The organism is Streptomyces sp. NPDC005805, from assembly GCF_040630445.1.
GTDB lineage: Bacteria > Actinomycetota > Actinomycetes > Streptomycetales > Streptomycetaceae > Streptomyces.
The window spans coordinates 20,618-37,201 of the sequence record NZ_JBEXXN010000054.1; the positions used below are offsets into that span (position 1 = coordinate 20,618).

Below are 16,584 nucleotides of genomic sequence, written 5' to 3' on the forward strand. Positions count from 1 at the left end.
CGGCGGGCACGCACAAGCCCCGCGGCCGTAAGCGGCCACGGGGTCCGACCTGTGGGAACGGCGGTTTCAGGCCGCCGTGTCGGGGCCCCCGGGAGCGAAGGAGAGGAGTTTGTCGGGGTTGCGCACGATGTAGACGCACAGGATGCGCCCGTCCCGGACTTCGAGCTGGAGGACGCTGTCCGGCCGTCCGCCGGCGGTGACCAGGACGGCGGGCGCGCCGTTGGTCTCGACGAACTCCATCGCCATGCCCTCGGGCTGCTTGCCGGCGACGCCGACCATGAAGCGGCCGACCTTGTCCGCGCTGTGCAGGACGCGCAGGGGCGCCTGGGCCTTGCCGCCGCTGTCGCCGACGAGGGTGACGTCCGGGGCGAGCAGGGCGAGCATCTCGCCGAGGTCGCCGCCCGCGGCGGCCGCGAGGAAGCGCTCGGTCAGGTCGCGGCACTGGGCGGGGTCCACGTCGTAGCGGTGCCGGCGTTCGTCGACGTGCCGGCGGGCCCGGCCGGCGAGCTGGCGCACGGCGGGCTCGGACCGGTCGAGGACGGTGGCGATCTCCGCGTAGGGGAAGCCGAAGGCCTCGCGGAGCACGAACACGGCACGCTCCAGCGGGGAGAGGGTCTCCAGGACGACGAGGACGGCGAGCGAGACGGTGTCGGCGAGCAGGGCGCGTTCGGCGGTGTCGGGCACCGAGGGCCCGAAGTCGGTGACGACCGGTTCGGGGAGCCAGGGCCCGACGTAGGACTCGCGGCGGGAACGGACCTGGCGCAGCCGGTCGACGGCGAGCCGGGTGGTGACGCGCACCAGGTAGGCGCGCGGCTCCCGCACGTCGTCGCGGTCGTCGGCGGACCAGCGCAGCCATGCCTCCTGCACGACGTCCTCGGCGTCGGCGACCCGGCCGAGCATCCGGTAGGCGACGCCCGTCAGTACGGGCCGGTGCTCCTCGAAGACGTGCGTCACGGTGTCGGTTGCCACCCGGCCATCCCAGCCGACGCGGCGGGCCCTGTCCAGCAGGTCCCGGGGCGGCGGGTTGGGGCGGGGCGGCCGCGCGGCACTCGGCGGGCGGGCCCCGGCGGAGTCCGGCACGCACCGGCGCGCGTGCGACGGGAGTTCCGCGCGCGTTCGGTGGGCCCCCGGCGGGAGTTGGGCGCGGCAAGGGCCTTGCGGCGACAAGCTACCGAGCGGTAGTTGTTACTGACATTCCGTCCAGCATCAGGGAGCAGCCGGACATGGCCGCAGCGATCTCCTTCTCCGTCCCCACGCCCCACGGCGACCGCCCGCTGACCCTCGGCTACGAGCGCGCGGGGGCGGGCGAACCCCTGCTCCTGCTGCACGGGATCGGCCACCACTGGCAGGCGTGGGAGCCGGTGATGGGCATCCTCGCCGCCGAGCGGGACGTCATCGCCGTCGACCTGCCGGGCTTCGGCACGTCCTCCGCGCTGCCGGACGGGGTCCCGTACGACCTCTCCACGGTGAACACGGTTCTCGGCGGATTCTGCCGGGAGCTGGGTGTGGAGCGTCCGCATGTCGCCGGGAACTCGCTGGGCGGGCTGCTCGCGCTGGAGCTGGGGCGGGAGAAGCAGGTGCGCTCGGTGACCGCGCTCTCCCCGGCGGGCTTCTGGTCGGAGGCGGAGCGCGTCTGGGCCTTCGGCACCCTGCGGGCGATGCGGCTGGGCGCGCGCACCCTGCCGGACCCGCTGATCGGGCGGCTCTCCCGGTCGGTCGCGGGGCGGGCGGCGCTGGTGAGCACCATCTACGCCCGGCCGGGCCTGCGTTCGCCGGAGGCCGCGGCGGCGGAGACGCGGGCGCTGCGCGGGGCCACCGGTTTCGCGCGGACCCTCGCCGCCGGGGGGAACGTGCTGTTCACGGACGATGTACCGGATGTGCCGGTCACCATCGCCTGGGGCACCAGGGACCGGCTGCTGCTGCACCGTCAGGGGGTGCGCGCCAAGCGGGTGATCCCGGGGGCGCGGCTGGTGCGCCTGCCGGGCTGCGGCCATGTCCCGATGAACGACGACCCGGCGCTGGTGGCCCGGGTGCTGCTGGACGGGAGCCGGTGACGGGCCCGGCCGGCCCTGCCCGGCGGCCCGGCCCCTCCGGGCGGCACCCTCGGGCGGCCCGGTCCGATCCGAAGCGGTGATCCGGAAACCTCCCGGAGGGAAACGGTCGAAATCGGCCGACAAGTGGCTGAATCAGCCTTTAACCCATCAGTCACAAAGCGTTCGTGATCACGCAACACCGTTCCGTCACAGTGGCTCCATGACTGATGTTACGTCCCCGAGGAATGCCCGCCGCGCCAAGGCCCACGGCACCCACCGCGCCCACCACTGGCGGCGGGACGTCGTCGAACTCGCCGCCCTGTTCACGGCGGTGGCCGTCGCCGACGCCGTCGCCAATCTGATCGGTCACGGCCCGGACGGGCCGTTCCTGCTCGTGACCTCGGCCGTGGTGCTCGTCGCCACGGCCGCCTTCCACACCTGGTGGGCACGCCGCCACAGTCATGCCCCTCCCCCGCCGCCCTCACCCGGCGGGGCGGCGGGGGCCGTGACCGACCGCGCCGCCGCGCCCGGCCCCCGGACCGAGCCGCGTGAGACGGCGCTGTGGCGGATGCGCACCACCGTCCGGGACACCCCGGGCAGCCTCGCCGCGCTCTGCGGTGCGCTGGCCGCCCTGGACGTGGACATCCTGACCCTCCAGACGCACCCGCTGGGCGACAGCACGGTCGACGAGTTCCTGCTGCGCGCCCCCGCCTCCCTGGAGGCGCACCGCCTGACCCGCGAGGTGGCCGCCGCGGGCGGCACCGGCACCTGGACGGAGCGGGCCGACGCCCACGACCTGGTCGACACCCCGACCCGGGTCCTCGGCCTCGCCACCAGGACCGCCCTGGACGCCGCCGAACTGCCGCTCGCCCTGCGCCAGTTGCTGGGGCGCTGCACCATCCGCTCGCGTCCCGCGTTCACGGTGACCGGCCGGCCCACCGGGGACATGCCCCCGGTCGAGGGCGTCCTGGAGGAGACCGTGATGCATCTGCGCGACCCGGGCGGTGGCGCGATCACCGTCGAGCGGCCGTATCTGCCGTTCACACCCACCGAGTTCGCGCGCGCCCGGGCCCTGGTGGAACTGGACGCCCGGCTCGGTCCGCGGATTCCGCGCGGCCAGGACGTCCTCACCCTGCCCGAGGGCCCCGAGATCACCGTCCGGCGCGCCGGGCAGGACGATGTGCCCGCGGCCCTCGCGATGCACGAGCGCTGCTCGGACCGGACCCTGTCGCTGCGCTACCACGGCCCGGTCGGTGACGCGGACCGCTATCTGAACCATCTGCTCAGCCCCCGCCACGGCCGCACCCTCGCGGTGGAGACCGCCTCCGGGCGCCTGGTGGCCCTGGGGCATCTGCTCTGGGACGGCGACGAGACCGAGGTCGCCCTCCTCGTGGAGGACGACTGGCAGCGCCGGGGCGTCGGCTCGGAACTGCTGCGCCGACTGGTGGGCATGGCCGGGGAGGCGGGCTGCGACAGCGTCTACGCGGTCACCCAGGCGTCCAACACGGGCATGGTCGCGGCGATGCGGGGGCTCGGCCTCCCGCTGGACTACCAGATCGAGGAGGGGACCCTCGTCGTGACGGCCCGGCTGGACGCGGCCCCGGCCCCGCAGCGGCCCGCGCCCTTCGAGCAGGCGGAGCGCTGAGGCGCGGGCGACGACCACCGCGGTACGGCCGGTACCCGGCCCACCCCCGTGGGACCGGGCAGGCATGCCCCCGGCACGAGTGCGCACCCCGGCGGGGCCGGGGTGCGCGGTGCGGACCCGCCGGGGGGCGGGTCCGCGGGATCACGTCGTGAGGGACGCCTTCGCCGGTGCCCGGTCGGCCGAGCCCCGGCCGGCCGCGCTCAGCGCCTCGGTCAGGTCCCGCCACAGGTCCTCGACGTCCTCCAGGCCGACGGACAGCCGCAGCAGCCGGTCGCTCACGCCCGCCGAGCGGCGGTCGCCCTCGGCCACGATGCGGTGGCTGATCGAGGCCGGGTGCTGGATGAGGGTGTCCACACTGCCGAGGCTCACCGCGGGGGTGATCAGGCGGACGCCCGCGATCACGGCGAGCGGGTCGCCGTACGTCTCGAAGGAGACCATCGCGCCGCCGATGCGCGGGTAGTGCACCCGGGCCACCCGGGGGTCGGCCGCGAGCCGGCGGGCCAGGTCGGCGGCGGTGACCGACGCGGCGCGGACCCGCACCGGGAGGGTGGACAGGCCGCGCAGCAGCAGATAGCCGGCCAGCGGGTGGAGCACCCCGCCGGTGGCGAAGCGGACCTGGCGCAGGCCCCGGGCGAGTTCCTCGTCGCAGGCCACCACGCCGCCCATGACGTCGCCGTGACCGCCGAGGTACTTGGTCGCGCTGTGCAGCACCAGGCGCGCGCCGTACTCGGCCGGGCGCTGGAGGACCGGGGTGGCGAAGGTGTTGTCGACGAGCAGCGGGACCGAGCCGCAGGCGTGGCGCACGGCCCGCAGGTCGACCTCGGCGAGGGTCGGGTTGGCGGGCGTCTCCACCATCACCAGGCCGGTGTCCGGCCGGATCGCGTCCGCGATACCCGCCGGATCGGTCCAGGTGACCTCGGTGCCGAGGAGTCCGGCGTTCAGCAGATGGTCGCTGCAGCCGTACAACGGCCGGACGGCGACCACGTGCTTGAGGCCCGCGGCCGCGCGCACCAGCAGGACGGCCGTCAGGGCCGCCATCCCGCTGGCGAACGCGACCGCCGCCTCCGTGCCCTCCAGTTTGGCGAGGGCCGTCTCGAACCGGGCCGTGGTCGGGTTGTCCAGGCGGGCGTAGACGGGCGGACCGTCCAGGCGTGCGCCGGTCTCGGCGAACGCGTCGATCCGCGCGGCCTCGGCGGCCGCGTCGTACGAGGGGTAGGTGGTCGAAAGATCGAGCGGCGGGGCGTGCAGGCCCAGGTCCGCGAGGTCCTCGCGTCCGGCGTGCACGGCGTCGGTGGCCAGGGCCCTGGATACGGGCACGGCCGCTGCTGCGTTCTCCATACGAGCACTGTGAACAGCTACCGGAAAGTAGCGGGAATCAGCCGTGCTACGTTCGACACATGGCCGAATCCGTCGCACTGGACCCGGTGGATCTTCATATTCTCCGGCTCCTGCAGAACGACGCCCGGACCACGTACCGCGACCTCGCGGCCGAGGTCGGGGTGGCGCCGTCCACCTGTCTGGACCGCGTCGCCCGGCTGCGCCGCTCCGGGGTGATCACCGGCCACCGGCTCGCCCTCGACCCGGCCCGCCTCGGGCGCGGGCTCCAGGCCCTGCTGATGGTGCAGGTGCGCCCGCACCGGCGGGAGCTGATCGGCCCGTTCGTGGAGCGCATCCGGGCCCTCCCGGAGTCCCTGGCCCTGTTCCATCTGACCGGCCCCGACGACTATCTCGTCCATGTCGCGGTGACCGACATGGCGGATCTCCAGCGCCTGGTTCTGGACGAGTTCACCTCCCAGCGGGAGGTCGCCCGGGTCGAGACGCGCCTGATATTCCAGCAGTGGGAGTGCGGTCCGCTCCTCCCGCCGGCCGAGCGGCGACAGGCGCCCGACGGCGGATGATGATGACGCGGAGGCCCTCCGCGTACCAGGATGGCCCCCATGCCAGCCACTTCCAGCGCGCTGCCGCGCCAGGTCGCCGACGCCTATGTCGACGCACTCGTCGAACTCGATCCGATCACCGGTACCTATCTGGGGGTCCGGAAGAGCTCGGGCCTCCTCCCCGACTTCTCGCCCGCCGGGCAGGAGGAGACCGCCGCGCTCGCCCGCCGCACCCTCGCGGAACTCACCGAGGCGGAGGCCAGGCCGGGCGCGGAGGCCGAGGCCGAGCGGCGGTGCGCCCGGCTGCTGCGTGAGCGGCTGACGGCCCAACTCGCCGTCCACGAGGCCGAGGAGGGCCTGCGGACGGTCAGCAATCTGCACTCCCCCGCGCACTCGGTCCGCGAGGTGTTCACCCTCACCCCGACCGACACCCCCGAGGACTGGGCGGCCGCCGCCGAGCGGCTGCGCGCGGTGCCCACGGCGCTGGAGGGCTACCGCGCCTCCCTCGCCCTCGGACTGGAGCGGGGGCTCTTCGGCGGGCCCCGGGCCACGGCCACCTTCGTCGACCAGCTCACCGAGTGGATCGGCGGCGGGCACGGCTACTTCGAGGAGTTCGCCGCCAAGGGGCCCTCGGCGCAGCGCGTCGAACTCGACGTGGCCGCGCGGACGGCGGCGCAGGCGCTGGTCGAGCTGCGGGACTGGATGCGGGACGTGTACGCCCCGGCGGTCAAGGGCGCGCCCGACACCGTCGGCCGTGAGCGGTACGCCCGCTGGTCGCGCTACTTCAACGGCACCGACCTGGACCTGGACGAGGCGTACGCGTACGGCTGGGCCGAGTACCACCGGCTGCTGGGCGAGATGCGGACGGAGGCGGCGAGGATCCTGCCCGGCGCGGGCCCCTGGGAGACGCTGGCCCATCTGGATGTGCACGGTGAGCACATCGAGGGCGTGGACGAGGTGCGCGACTGGCTCCAGCGGCTGATGGACGAGGCGATCGAGGCGCTGGACGGGACGCACTTCGAACTCGCGGAGCGAGTGCGGAAGGTGGAGTCCCGGATCGCCCCGCCGGGCGGCGCCGCGGCCCCGTACTACACCAGCCCCTCGGAGGACTTCTCCCGCCCCGGGCGGACCTGGCTGCCGACCATGGGCGAGACCCGGTTCCCCGTCTACGACCTGGTGTCCACCTGGTACCACGAGGGTGTGCCCGGCCACCACCTCCAGCTGGCGCAGTGGGTGCACGTCGCCGACCGACTCTCCCGCTACCAGGCGACGGTGGGCATGGTCAGCGCCAACGCGGAGGGCTGGGCGCTGTACGCGGAGCGCCTGATGGACGAACTGGGCTTCCTCACCGACCCGGAGCGCCGGCTCGGCTATCTGGACGCGCAGATGATGCGGGCCTGCCGGGTGATCGTGGACATCGGCATGCACCTGGAGCTGGAGATCCCGGCGGACTCCCCGTTCCACCCCGGGGAGCGCTGGACCCCGGCCCTGGCGCAGGAGTTCTTCGGTGCGCACAGCGGCCGGCCGGCGGAGTTCGTGGAGAGCGAGCTGACCCGCTATCTGTCGATGCCGGGCCAGGCGATCGGCTACAAGCTCGGCGAACGGGCCTGGCTGCTGGGCCGGGAGAACGCGCGGCGCGCCCACGGGGACGCGTTCGACGCGAAGGCGTGGCACATGGCGGCGCTGTCGCAGGGGCCGCTGGGGCTGGACGACCTGGTGGAGGAGCTGTCCCGGCTCTGAGGCGGTGACGGCGGCGGGCGGGGCGCGGGGTTTCCGGGCCCGGCCCCGCCCGTCGGCACGTGGTCAGCAGCCGCAGTCCGCGGCCTCCTCGGGGGCGGTCTCCGGGGCGGTGAGGGGGTCGGCCGGGCGGCGGGCCGGGCCCTCCGCCGTCTCGTACCCGAAGCCCTCGCGGACCCAGTACTCGAAGCCGCCGAGCATCTCCTTGACCCGGTAGCCGAGTTCGGCGAGGACGAGGGCGGCCCGGGTCGCGCCGTTGCACCCCGGGCCCCAGCAGTAGGTGACCACCGGGACGGACGGGTCGAGGAGCCGCCGCGCCTCCTCGGCCGGCCGGGCGGTGGGGAGGTGGACCGCATCGGGCACATGGCCCTGCTCCCAGGCGGCGGTGGAGCGGGAGTCCAGGACGACGAATCCGGGGTCGCCGCCGGTCGCACGCGCGGCGTCGAGGGCGGTGGCGACATCGGAGACGTCCGCGTGGAAGGCGAGGCTCGCCCGGAAGTGGGCGGCCGCGACGGCGGGCGGGGCCGGCGGTATGCGGAGCACGGGGTTGGCGAGGGGCTGCACGGTGGGTGTCGGGTTCATGATCGAGAATCTAGGGCCGGGCGGGGGCGGACGGAATGGGCGATCCACGGCGAGAGCCTTGTTCCGCCGGGGATTCCCCTGATATTCCTCCCCCATGAGCGGATACTCCCCGGACGCCACGGACTGGCGCATCCTCGACGCCCTCCAGGCCCACGGCCGGGCCGGTTTCGCCGAGCTGGCCCGGACGGTCGCGATGTCGGCCAGCGCGGTGACCGAGCGGGTGCGCAGGCTGGAGGAGGCGGGCGTCATCAAGGGGTACACGGCGGTGGTCGACCCGGAGCGGCTGGGGCTGCCGATCCTGGCCTTCGTGCGGCTGCGGTACCCGAACGGCAACTACAAGCCCTTCCACGACCTGCTGGACACGACCCCGGAGATCGTGGAGGCACACCATGTGACGGGCGACGACTGCTTCGTGCTGAAGGTCACCGCCCGTTCCATGCGGCATCTGGAGGAGGTGTCGGGCCGGATCGGGGGCCTCGGCTCGGTCACCACCAGCGTGGTGTACTCCTCGCCGCTGCCGGGCCGACCGGTCAGCCGCTGAGGGCGCCCGCGGCGCCGGCCGTCAGCAGCCGGACCGCCGAGCCGGAGCGGGACTTGGCCACCTCCAGTTGCACGGGGATGCGGCGGCGCAGGTCCCCGACATGGCTGACGATGCCGACGCTGCGGTCCCGTTCGCGCAGGGAGTCCAGCACGTCCAGGACCTCGTCCAGGGTCTGTTCGTCCAGGCTGCCGAAGCCCTCGTCGATGAAGAGGGTGTCCAGGCGCATGCCGCCCGCCTCGTCGGTGACCACGTCGGCGAGGCCGAGCGCGAGGGCGAGGGAGACGAAGAAGGTCTCGCCGCCGGAGAGGGTCGCGGTGTCCCGCTCGCGGCCCGTCCAGGCGTCGACGACATGCAGGCCGAGGCCCGCGCGGCGGCCGCCGGCCCGGGCGTCGGAGTGCACCAGGGTGTAGCGGCCGGACGACATGCGCCGCAGCCGGACGGTGGCCGCGGCGGCGACCTGCTCCAACCGGGCGGCGAGGACGTACGACTCCAGGCGCATCTTGCGCTCGTTGTCCGCGGAGGTCCCGGCGGTGAGCCCGGCGAGCCGGGCGACCCGGTCGTAGCGCTCGCGCACCGGGCCCAGCCGGCGGACCTCGGCGACCGCCTCGCGGGTGAGCCGGTCGAGCGCGGCGCACCGCTCACGGGCCGCGTCGAGCCGGGAGGCGGTCTCGCGCAGCGCCCGGTCGGCGGCGGTGGACGCGGCCTCGGCGCCGGTGAGGTCGACGGGGGGCTCATCGGCCGCCGCGCGGGCGTCCTCCTCCGCGAGCCGCTCGGCGACGGCGGCGGACTCGGCGAGCCAGGCGTCGATCCGGGCCCGGGCGTCCCGGCGGGCGTCGGGGGCGAGGGCGGCGGCGGCCGCGTCGTCGGGCCCGGCGAACCCGGCGGAGGCGGCGGCCTCCGCCAGCGCCTCCTCCGCCTCGGTCAGCCGGCGCGCGGACTCACCGGCCGCGCGCACGGCGTCGGCGGCCTCCGCGAGCAGCGCGACCCGCCGCTCCAGCAGCCGGGCGCGCGCCGCGACACTCTCCGACTCCCCCCGGGCCCGGGCCACTTCCCCCTCGATCCGCGCCAACTCCCGGTCGAGCGCCTCCCGCCGATCGTTCCGCGCGGCAATCCGCTCCCCCGCCGCCCGCTGCGCCTGCACCCGCTCGCTCCGCTCCCGCTCCCCCCGCTCCAGCGCGGCCCGCGCATCCTGCATGTCCCCGGCGGCGCGCCGGGCTTCGGTGTGTTCCCTTGTCAACGTGTCGACAAGGGAACGGAGTTCATCGGCGGTGGGGTCGCCGTCGTGCCCACGCGGCGCGGGCACGACGGCGTCACCACGGGGGGCGGCACCGGGCCCGGCCGGGCCCGCGTCGGGGCCGGGCCCGGCGGACGACGCCGCCCCGGCGGGGGCCTGGGCCAACCCCGGCCCGGCGGCGACCGCCTCCGCAGCGGTCCCAGCAGCGCGGGCGCGGGTGGCGGACGTGGTGTGGGACTCGTGGAGGACGGCCAGGTCGCGTTCCGCCTCCGCACGGGACGCCTCCGCGCGCACGCTCGCCTCGTACGCCTCGTCCTCGGCCGCGCGGTCGATGTGGTCCGAGGTGGGGCGGGCCGGGGACGGGTGGTCCGGGGAGCCGCAGACGGTGCAGGGGGCGCCCGGGGTGAGCGCCGCCGCGAGCTCCGCGGCGATGCCCAGCAGGCGGCGTTCCTTGAGGTCGAGCCAGTGGCTCCGGGCGGTGTTGGCCCGCTCGTGGAGGGCGCGCAGCCGGGTCTCGGCGCGGGCCGCCCGCGCGGCGAGTTCATCGCGTTCGCAGGCGGCCGCCAGGCGGTCGCGGGCGGTGCCGAGGCGGCCCGCCAGGTACTCGGCGCGGGTGGCCGCCTCCTGCGCGGCGGCGATCCGGTCGGTGAGGCTCCGGCGCAGGGCCTCCCAGCCGGCGAGCCACGCGGACGCCTCGTGGAGGGCGTCCTCGTCGGCGCGGGACCGGCGGTCGAGACCGGCCCGCTCCTGCGCCAGTTCCGCGCCCCGCGCCTCCTCGCGGCGGGCCGCGTCCAGACCGCCCAGCTCCTGGCGCAGCGCGCGTTCACGCGCGGTGAGCCGCTCCGCGTCCGCGGCGGTCAGCTCCTCGGGCAGGGCGGCCCGGGAGCGGTCGCGCGCGGCCCGGGCCGCGCGGTCCGCCCGCTCGGCCTCGTCCCGCAGGCGCAGCGCCGGAAGGACCCGGTCCGCCCGCCGGGCCCGGTCCTCCCGGGCGAGCAGCGCCTCATGGGCGGCCCGCCCTTCCGCCAGGGCGGCGCTCCGGTGCAGGGTCTCGGCGTGGCGCCGCTGGAGCCGGGCCGTCTCCCGGGCGGCGTCCAGCGCGGCCCGCGCCCCGGCCTGGCGCTCCTCCGCCGCCCGCGCGCGCAGCGCGGCGATGTCGCGCTCCTCGCGGGCGTCGGTCCTGGCGATCGCGGCCCAGTCGAGGACGGCGGCGGCGAGCCCGGGGTCGCCGGGCCCCCGGTCCGGCAGCGGCCGGGCGCCCGCCGCGGACCCGGCGGCCTGCTCCATGCGGTGCGCGAGCGCGAGAAGGCGTTCGTCTCCCGCCCGGACCTCCGCCTCGGCGGCCCGCCGCTGCTCGGCGAGGCGTTCCTCGACCGCGGCGAAGCGCCGGGTGTCGAAGAGCCGGCCGAGCAGCCGCCCCCGGGACTCCGCGTCGGCGCGCAGAAAGCGCGCGAAGTCGCCCTGCGGCAGCAGGACGACCTGGCAGAACTGTTCCCGGCTCATGCCGATGAGCCGGGTGATCTCCTCGCCGATCTCCTGGTGGGAGCGGCTGAGCGCGCTCCACTCGCCGGTCCGCGGGTCGTACTCGCGCAGCCCGCTCACGGCGCGTTCGGTGGTGAACCCGGTGCCGCGGGCCTTGGGGCGCGGCTGCGCGGGGCGGCGGGTGATCTCCAGGCGCCGCCCGCCGAGGGTGAGGTCGAGGACGACCTCGGTCGGCGTGCGGTCGCCGGCGTGGTCGCTGCGCAGGGTGGTGCCGGGGTTCTGCCGGGCGCCGGGGACGGAGCCGTAGAGGGCGTAGCAGACGGCGTCCAGGACGGAGGTCTTGCCCGCGCCGGTCGGCCCGTGGAGGAGGAAGAGGCCGGCCTCGGAGAGGGCGTCGAAGTCGATGTGCTGGGCGGTGCCGAACGGCCCGAAGGCGGTGACCGTCATCCGGTGCAGTCTCACCCGGCCACCTCGCGCACGGCCGCGTCCACCCGGACGTGGTCGAAGGCCGCGTGGAGCACGGCGCGTTCGGCGTCGTCGGCGGAGCCGCCGCCGCGCACATGGGCCACGAAGTCCTCCGCGATCTGGTGGTCGGTGCGGCCGGAGAGCCGCTGGGCGTAGCCGGCGGTGTCCCGCTCCTCGGGCCGTTCGGGTTCGAAGAGGAGGCTGAGGGTGTGCGGGAAGCGCTCGGCGAGGCGGGCCATCGGGTCGGCGGGGCGGGCCGCGTCGGTGAGGACGGCCTCCACGAAGGAGTCCTCGTGGCGGGTGTGGGTCGGTTCGGCCAGCAGGTCCTCCAGGGTGCCGCGCAGCCGGGCGAGGGGCCTCGGGACGGGGCAGTCGATCCGCTCGGCCCCGATCTCGCCGCCGGGGCCGAGGTCGAGGAGCCAGGTGGTCTTGCGGTGGGCGGCCTCGGAGAAGGAGTACGCGAGGGGCGAACCGGAGTAGCGGACGCGCTCGGTGACGGTCTGGCAGCCGTGCAGATGCCCGAGGGCGACGTAGTCGACGCCGTGGAAGACGCCGGAGGGGACGGCCGCGACGCCGCCGACGGTGATGTCCCGTTCGCTGTCGCTCTCCTGGCCGCCGGCGACGAAGGCGTGGGCGAGGACGACGGACCGGGTGCCGGGCCCGCGGGCGGCGAGGTCGTCCCGGACCCGCCGCATCGCGGCGGCGAGCACGGGCTCGTGGGCCGCCTTCTCGACGCCGAACTCGTCCTTGACCAGGGCCGGTTCGAGGTAGGGCAGCCCGTAGAAGGCGACCGGGCCGTGGGCGTCGGAGAGCACGACGGGGCGGGCGCAGCCGGCCGGGTCGGTGCGCAGATGGATGCCCGCGCGCTCGATCAGCCCGGCGGCGACCCCGAGCCGGCGGGCGGAGTCGTGGTTCCCGGAGATCATCACGGTGGGGATCCCGGCGTCGGCGAGCCGGTGCAGCGCGGTGTCGAAGAGCTGGACGGCGGCGAGCGGCGGCACAGCCCGGTCGTACACGTCACCCGCGACCAGGACGGCGTCCACCTCGCGGTCGCGTGCCGTCGCCACCAGGTGGTCGAGGAACGCGGCCTGGGCGTCGAGCATGCTCACGCGATGCAGCGAGCGCCCGAGGTGCCAGTCCGAGGTGTGCAGGAGTCTCATGATCCGTGAGGGTATCGGCGGGGTCGGACAGTGCGGGCGGGTTTCGCCGGGAGGGCGGGGTACGCCGGGCGGACCGGGCGGCGGCCGGGCTCCCCCGGGCGGCCGGGCACCGCCGGGCGAACCGGCCCGTCGACCGGCCCGGGGCCGGGCTCAGGCATCCCCGTACGCCTCGCCGCCCAGTTCCAGTACGGCCGTCCCCGCGGTGGCGTCGGCGAGCCAGGCGCGGAAGGCGTCCACGTCCGCGTCGGGCAGGCCGATCTCCAGGGTGACGGCGTCCGCGTAGGTGACGTCCCGCACGGTGCGGCCGGTGGCGCGCAGGTCGTTCTCGACCTTGCCCGCGCGCTGGTGGTCGACGGTCACGGTGGCGATGCGGAAGCGTTTGCGGGTGATCGTCCCGACCGCGTCCAGGGCCTCGCCGACGACGCCTCCGTACGCCCGGATCAGTCCGCCGGCGCCGAGCTTGACCCCGCCGTAGTAGCGGGTGACCACGGCGGCGGTGTACCGGATCTCGCGGCGCGTCAGCATCTGGAGCATCGGCACACCGGCGGTGCCGCCGGGTTCGCCGTCGTCGCTCGCCTTCTGCACGGCGGCGTCGGCGCCGACCACATAGGCGTAGCAGTTGTGTGTGGCGCCCGGGTGCTGTGCGCGGACGCGGGCGACGAACTCCTGGGCCTCCTCCTCGGTGGCCACGGGCGCGAGCGCGCAGATGAAGCGGGAGCGGTTGATCTCGCTCTCGTGGACGCCCTCGCGGGCGACCGTCCGGTACTGGTCCTGCATCCCGCCACCCTATGCGGGCCGGGGAGGGGAATGCGGGGGCGGGGTGCCCCGGTTCACCTGGCATGTACGCAGACGACGAGACGATCCGGCGCATCCTGACCGGCACGGGCGAGACCTGGGCGGTCGTGGGCCTGTCGGACAACCCCTCCCGCGCGGCCCACGGTGTGGCCCGCGTCCTCCAGCGGTACGGCAAGCGGATCGTCCCGGTCCACCCGAAGGCGGAGACCGTCCACGGCGAGCAGGGGTACGCCTCCCTGGCGGAGATCCCCTTCCCCGTGGACGTGGTCGATGTGTTCGTGAACTCCGAACTGGCGGGCCGGGTCGCCGACGAGGCGGTGGAAATCGGCGCGAAGGCGGTCTGGTTCCAGCTCGGCGTGGTCGACCCGGAGGCGTACGCGCGGACCCGGGAGGCCGGGCTGGACATGGTCATGGACCGCTGCCCGGCGATCGAGATCCCCCGCCTGGGCTGAGCGCGCAGCGCGGCCCTGCGCTGAGGTGCCTCAGCGCACCGGCGGGACGGAGACCGCCATGGTGAAGGCCGTGGTGGTCTCCCCGTCGTTGCGGTAGGCGTGGGGCACGTTCGCCTCGAAGGTGGCCGAGGTCCCGGCGGGGACGGTGTGCGGCTCGCCGTCCACGACGAGGGTGAGGACGCCCTCCGTGACGTGGAGCAGTTCGGTGGTGCCGTCGGGGTGGGGGTCGGAGGCGCTCTCGTCGCCGGCGACCAGGGTCCAGGCCCACAGCTCCAACGGTCCGCCGCGTTCGCTGCCGACGAGGAGGGTGGTGGAGCTGCCGGTGGAGGTGGACCACATGCGCACCGCCCGGTCCGGCGGCACCAGGCGGACGGTGACGTGCTGCTCCTGGTCGAGCAGGGTGGTGATGCTGATGCCCAGCGCGTCGGCGAGCTTCACCGTGGTGCCGACGCTGGGGTTGGTGCGCGCCTGCTCGATCTGGATGATCATGCCCCGGCTGACGCCCGAGCGGGTGGCGAGGGCGTCCAGTGTGAAGCCGCGTTCGCCGCGCCAGCGCTTGAGGTTGCGGGCGAGGGACTGTGTGAGCTGGTCGAGGTCAGACACGGTCCGTCCAATATTTTGAATGACAGGGTCCAATGGAGTGCACTACCGTGTGGTGCACTCCATTGTTCACCGCACTGTACTGCGAGGCCCGTCATGACCGCACTGCTCGCCCTGACCGCCAGTGTCCTGTGGGGCCTGGCCGACTTCGGCGGCGGGCTGCTCACCAGGCGCACGCCCGCGCTGACCGTGGTGGTGGTCTCCCAGTCGATCGCGGTCGTGGTGCTGGGCGCGATCGTGGTGGCGACGGGCGGCTTCGCCGAGGCGGGCCCCCTTCTCTGGTACGCGGTGGCCGCCGGCGTCGTCGGCCCGGTCGCGATGCTCGCGTTCTACAAGGCCCTCGCGCTCGGCCCGATGGGCGTCGTCTCACCGCTGGGTTCGGTCGGCGTGGCCGTGCCCGTCGGGGTGGGCCTGCTGCTGGGCGAGCGGCCGGGGGTGCTCCAGTTCGCGGGGATCGCGGTCGCCGTGGCCGGGATCGTGCTGGCCGGGGGCCCGGAGCTGCGGGGCGCGCCCGTACAGCGCCAGGCGATCCTGCTCACCCTGACCGCGGCCGTCGGCTTCGGCGCGGTGATGGCCCTGATCGCGGAGGCGTCCACCTCCGTCACCGGGCTCTTCCTCGCCCTGTTCGTGCAGCGGGTCACCAATGTGACGGTCGGCGGCGCGGCCCTCTGGGTGTCGGTGCGGCGCGGCGGGCGGGCCCTGCCCCTGCCCGGGGACGGCGGGGTCCGGGTCGTGGTCGCCGCGCTGCCCGCGCTCGCCTTCGTCGGGCTGGCGGACGTCGCGGCCAACGGCACCTACGCCCTGGCCGCCCAGGCCGGACCGGTCACCGTCGCGGCGGTTCTGGCGAACCTGTACCCGGTGGTGACCGTCCTCGCCGCGCTGCTGGTGCTGCGTGAGCGCGTGCGGACCGTCCAGGCGGCGGGCGCGGGCCTCGCCCTCGTCGGCACCGTACTGCTGGCGACGGGGTAACCCCGGCCGGGACCGCGCGTCAGACGTCCTCCGGCTCCGCCAGCGCGAGGAGCTGCTCGGGGGTGACGCCCTCCGGGATCGGCACCGGCGCGGGCGTCCGCAGCGGCGGCTGCCACCCCTCGACCGGGTCCAGGCGCCGGACGATCCGCGCGGGCGCGCCCGCCACCACCGCGTGGTCCGGGACCTCGCCCCGGACGACCGCGCCCGCGGCGACCACCACATTGCGGCCGAGCCGGGCGCCCGGCAGGATCACCGCCCCGGTCCCGAGCCAGCACCCCGGCCCGATCTCGACCGGCTCGGCCCGCGGCCACTGCTTGCCGACGGGCTGCCCGGGATCGTCGTAACTGTGGTTGGTGGACGTGATGTAGACATACGGACCGCAGTAGGTGTTCGAGCCGATCACCACCCGGGTGTCGGCGATGACATGGCTGCCGCGCCCCAGGACGACCCCGTCCCCCAGGGTCAGGACCGTGTCCGGCCCGAGGTCCAGGCCGGGCATCATCCCGGCCGTCAGGGTGACCTGTTCGGCGACGATGCAGTGGGACCCCAGCTCGATCCAGGGCTCGCCGAACACGGTGCCCAGCGGGAACGCCAGCCGGGTGCCCTCGCCGAGCCGCCGGAAGCGCAGCTTCCCCGGGCGCTCCGCGGTGACCGAGCCGGCCTCCTGCACCCACTGCCAGCCGCGGTGCACCGCCCGCGTGACCAGCCGCCGGCGCCACGCGGCGGCGGCCGGCAGGGAGAACGAGAACGTGTTTCTGTTCAGGGGCACCCGCACACGGTAGTCGTCCGCGGCGGGCCGACGGGCGCGCTGCGCTGTGACGTTCACCCCAGCCGAGGGGGCGCGAGGCGACCGGCCCACGCCCCCGGCTCGTACCACGGAACCGTCCCGCGCGCGGGACTTCGGGCACAACTCAACCGTTCTGTGGACTGTGGGGGTGCACGGGGCGTCGGGTGGGGCGCGCGTGGCTAGCATGAGCGCCGCATGCACATGGAGGATCACCCTGAGTGACCGCGG

General features: G+C 75.3%; 15 protein-coding genes. 7 read left to right on the plus strand and 8 right to left on the minus strand.

All coding sequences use genetic code 11. From position 1 onward, the window contains the following. Positions 1-66: 66 nt before the first annotated feature. On the minus strand, positions 67-969 hold the full coding sequence (locus ABZ457_RS24545) for an RNA polymerase sigma-70 factor (protein ID WP_359160988.1): 903 nt from the start codon (positions 967-969) through the stop codon (positions 67-69). Between the two features lie 254 nt (positions 970-1,223). Here ABZ457_RS24545 and ABZ457_RS24550 point away from each other — a divergent pair, with 254 nt between their 5' ends. After that, positions 1,224-2,054 (plus strand): alpha/beta hydrolase, encoded by an 831-nt coding sequence (locus ABZ457_RS24550; protein WP_359160991.1) that lies wholly within the window; start codon positions 1,224-1,226, stop codon positions 2,052-2,054. Positions 2,055-2,253: 199 nt separating this feature from the next. Further along, positions 2,254-3,678, plus strand: coding sequence for a GNAT family N-acetyltransferase (locus tag ABZ457_RS24555; protein ID WP_359160994.1), 1,425 nt, complete (start codon positions 2,254-2,256; stop codon positions 3,676-3,678). A 141-nt stretch (positions 3,679-3,819) separates the two neighbouring features. Here ABZ457_RS24555 and ABZ457_RS24560 read toward each other — a convergent pair whose 3' ends face one another. Continuing rightward, positions 3,820-5,016 carry a PLP-dependent transferase gene (locus tag ABZ457_RS24560; RefSeq protein ID WP_359160997.1) on the minus strand — a complete coding sequence of 399 codons (1,197 nt, stop codon included), beginning with the start codon at positions 5,014-5,016 and terminating at the stop codon, positions 3,820-3,822. A 59-nt stretch (positions 5,017-5,075) separates the two neighbouring features. Between ABZ457_RS24560 and ABZ457_RS24565 the strand changes: the two genes are divergently transcribed. Both ABZ457_RS24565 and ABZ457_RS24570 read left to right on the plus strand, forming a co-directional pair. Continuing rightward, positions 5,076-5,576 (plus strand): Lrp/AsnC family transcriptional regulator, encoded by a 501-nt coding sequence (locus tag ABZ457_RS24565; RefSeq protein ID WP_359161000.1) that lies wholly within the window; start codon positions 5,076-5,078, stop codon positions 5,574-5,576. 39 nt (positions 5,577-5,615) lie between these two features. After that, entirely contained in the window at positions 5,616-7,295 is a 1,680-nt protein-coding gene (locus ABZ457_RS24570) for a DUF885 domain-containing protein (RefSeq protein ID WP_359161003.1), read from the plus strand. Between the two features lie 63 nt (positions 7,296-7,358). On the opposite strand, the gene ABZ457_RS24575 is transcribed toward ABZ457_RS24570, so the two are convergent. Next, positions 7,359-7,874: a rhodanese-like domain-containing protein gene (locus ABZ457_RS24575; protein WP_359161006.1), complete on the minus strand. Its 516-nt coding sequence runs from the start codon at positions 7,872-7,874 to the stop codon at positions 7,359-7,361. Positions 7,875-7,968: 94 nt separating this feature from the next. Between ABZ457_RS24575 and ABZ457_RS24580 the strand changes: the two genes are divergently transcribed. Further along, positions 7,969-8,415 (plus strand): Lrp/AsnC family transcriptional regulator, encoded by a 447-nt coding sequence (locus ABZ457_RS24580; protein WP_359161009.1) that lies wholly within the window; start codon positions 7,969-7,971, stop codon positions 8,413-8,415. On the opposite strand, the gene ABZ457_RS24585 is transcribed toward ABZ457_RS24580, so the two are convergent. The 3 genes from ABZ457_RS24585 to ABZ457_RS24595 form a co-directional block, all read right to left on the minus strand. After that, complete coding sequence (locus ABZ457_RS24585) at positions 8,405-11,590, minus strand: SMC family ATPase (protein WP_359161012.1); 3,186 nt, start codon at positions 11,588-11,590, stop codon at positions 8,405-8,407. The two genes, ABZ457_RS24580 and ABZ457_RS24585, sit on opposite strands and share 11 nt — an antisense overlap. Then, on the minus strand, positions 11,587-12,753 hold the full coding sequence (locus ABZ457_RS24590) for an exonuclease SbcCD subunit D (protein WP_359161015.1): 1,167 nt from the start codon (positions 12,751-12,753) through the stop codon (positions 11,587-11,589). Before ABZ457_RS24590 ends, ABZ457_RS24585 begins: the two co-directional genes overlap by 4 nt. 150 nt (positions 12,754-12,903) lie before the next feature. Further along, on the minus strand, positions 12,904-13,530 hold the full coding sequence (locus tag ABZ457_RS24595; protein WP_359161018.1) for a YigZ family protein: 627 nt from the start codon (positions 13,528-13,530) through the stop codon (positions 12,904-12,906). Positions 13,531-13,592: 62 nt separating this feature from the next. On the opposite strand from ABZ457_RS24595, the gene ABZ457_RS24600 reads away from it, so the two are divergent. Then, complete coding sequence (locus tag ABZ457_RS24600; protein WP_359161021.1) at positions 13,593-14,000, plus strand: CoA-binding protein; 408 nt, start codon at positions 13,593-13,595, stop codon at positions 13,998-14,000. A gap of 30 nt (positions 14,001-14,030) precedes the next feature. On the opposite strand, the gene ABZ457_RS24605 is transcribed toward ABZ457_RS24600, so the two are convergent. Continuing rightward, a complete protein-coding gene (locus tag ABZ457_RS24605; protein ID WP_359161024.1) occupies positions 14,031-14,603 on the minus strand; it encodes an XRE family transcriptional regulator in 573 nt (190 codons plus the stop codon). Between the two features lie 93 nt (positions 14,604-14,696). Between ABZ457_RS24605 and ABZ457_RS24610 the strand changes: the two genes are divergently transcribed. Beyond that, entirely contained in the window at positions 14,697-15,569 is an 873-nt protein-coding gene (locus ABZ457_RS24610; RefSeq protein ID WP_359161027.1) for a DMT family transporter, read from the plus strand. Positions 15,570-15,588: 19 nt separating this feature from the next. Here the strand turns inward: ABZ457_RS24610 and ABZ457_RS24615 are convergent, their stop codons facing one another. Beyond that, complete coding sequence (locus ABZ457_RS24615) at positions 15,589-16,338, minus strand: acyltransferase (protein ID WP_359161030.1); 750 nt, start codon at positions 16,336-16,338, stop codon at positions 15,589-15,591. Positions 16,339-16,584: the final 246 nt, after the last annotated feature.